The following is a 1,680-nucleotide window of genomic DNA, read 5'->3' on the forward strand; positions in this document are numbered from 1 at the left end:
GAGTGGCTCTTGTGAGATTTATGGCTCTGTTTATGGCAATGCTAAAATCTCATATTGTGCAACGATCTGGGGGCGTGTTTATGGCAATGCAAAAATCAATAAAAAAAGCAAAGTAAGGTTGGTTCCAAAAAAATGTGAGGTTTATGAAAGGGATAATGTTGTCAATATAACTGATAAAACAGAATAAAGAACGGCGTGGGGGGCGTGCTTTCTTTATGGTGTATAAACGCATATAAAATGCATTGCTATAAACATCTCATAAAAGATAGCATTCATAAAAAAAAGCCGTGCCAAATGATATGACGCGGCTTTCAAATAGCGTTTTTTATTGATTAAAATGAATCATCCACAATGGAGTAATGAATGCATATATACAAAACGTATCATATTGCAAGCGCTCTATGAGAGATATGAAAACTTATCAAAAGGAATGTAAATGATGCGTTTGATTTTTACTCACTCATTTGAATTACAGAGCCTATAAACGCTTGTTATGGCTATCAAACGTATCAAACAAATCAAAATGCTCGGTAGCTTTAACAATCCAATCAAAAGCAAATGCATATTCAATAAATATCTGCAAAAAACGTTCTTTTTACATTTGGAAGCGTTGGTTTTTACAAAGCAGCTTTTCATAAGATAAATAAACAATTATGGTTTTTTGTTACCATTTTTATCAAGTCAATTTTATTAATAATAGTTATTAAAAAATCACAAAATTAGAATAACCACTTGAAAATATACCCATATGGGTATATTAATAATCATGAGTAAAATAAAACGTATCATATGGCTTGGTTCTTCACTCAAAGATATAAAAAGTCTTCCTGATCTTATTCAACAAAGGATTGGTTATGCTCTTTATCTTGCTCAGATAGGAGATAGAGGAGAAAATGTTAAGGTTCTCAAGGGGTTTGGATCTGCCAATGTTCTAGAAATTATTGAACGCGATATTCAAGGAACTTATCGCGCTGTTTATACGATACAATATAAAAAATCTCTTTATGTGTTGCATTGTTTTCAGAAAAAATCGACCCGTGGCATTGCAACACCAAAACCAGACATTAATCTGATTAAAGAACGTCTCAAGTTAGTAGAACAATTAGAAGGGAATTAAAATGATCAATGTTTTTCACGGTAGTTCCAATGTTTATGCGGATCTTGGCTTTTCAGATTCCAGAGAGATGCTTATCAAAGCGCAACTTGCTCATAAGATTAGTCAAATTCTGAAAGAAAAAAACTTAACACAAAAACAGGCTAGTCAACTTTTGAAAATGACTCAACCAAAACTGTCTAAACTCTTAAGTGGAGAATTTCGAGGAATTAGTGAAATGAAAATGCTTGAGTGTTTGGCAAAATTGGGAAACGATATAAAGATTATTGTTAATCCGAAAGAAGTTAAAACGCTTGAAGGACATTTTGAAGTTGTTTTTTCTTCTTAAACTTCTTTATGATTAGCTTTTTATGGTCTATTCATACATGGCAATTGTTTATAAAAAATGGTCAAATGAATCACGTATAAAAGTGTGGATTCTTGAGTGGATTCATATAAGATAATTACAAACAAACTATTGACTTTATTGTATTTTTGTTTATAATGTCCTTCAACAAGCGTGACCATCCGACGACCGTTTTCAACATCAATGCTCCCTTCATCACTGTAATAATCAAGATCATTAT

The 1,680-nt window shown here is 32.1% G+C and carries 3 protein-coding genes and 1 pseudogene; 3 read left to right on the forward strand and 1 reads right to left on the reverse strand.

The window, feature by feature from the left end; all coding sequences use genetic code 11:
• From ACFING_RS09665 to ACFING_RS09675, 3 genes and pseudogenes are all read left to right on the forward strand, one after another.
• Positions 1 to 187: pseudogene (locus ACFING_RS09665) on the forward strand (hypothetical protein); the annotation flags it as partial.
• A gap of 579 nt (positions 188 to 766) precedes the next feature.
• A complete protein-coding gene (locus ACFING_RS09670) occupies positions 767 to 1,117 on the forward strand; it encodes a type II toxin-antitoxin system RelE/ParE family toxin (protein WP_273783835.1) in 351 nt (116 codons plus the stop codon).
• Position 1,118: 1 nt separating this feature from the next.
• Positions 1,119 to 1,442, forward strand: coding sequence for a helix-turn-helix domain-containing protein (locus ACFING_RS09675; protein WP_015856199.1), 324 nt, complete (start codon positions 1,119 to 1,121; stop codon positions 1,440 to 1,442).
• A gap of 20 nt (positions 1,443 to 1,462) precedes the next feature.
• Here ACFING_RS09675 and ACFING_RS09680 read toward each other — a convergent pair.
• The coding region (locus tag ACFING_RS09680; RefSeq protein WP_375630742.1) for a hypothetical protein at positions 1,463 to 1,680 on the reverse strand (218 nt) is incomplete at its 5' end.

Source organism: Bartonella sp. AP150HLJHH (assembly GCF_042196385.1).
Lineage (GTDB): Bacteria > Pseudomonadota > Alphaproteobacteria > Rhizobiales > Rhizobiaceae > Bartonella.

Coding starts and splice junctions, on each gene's coding strand:
- ACFING_RS09670 (WP_273783835.1), top strand. CDS start 767: ATGAGTAAAATAAAACGTATCATATGGCTTGGTTCTTCACTCAAAGAT.
- ACFING_RS09675 (WP_015856199.1), top strand. CDS start 1,119: ATGATCAATGTTTTTCACGGTAGTTCCAATGTTTATGCGGATCTTGGC.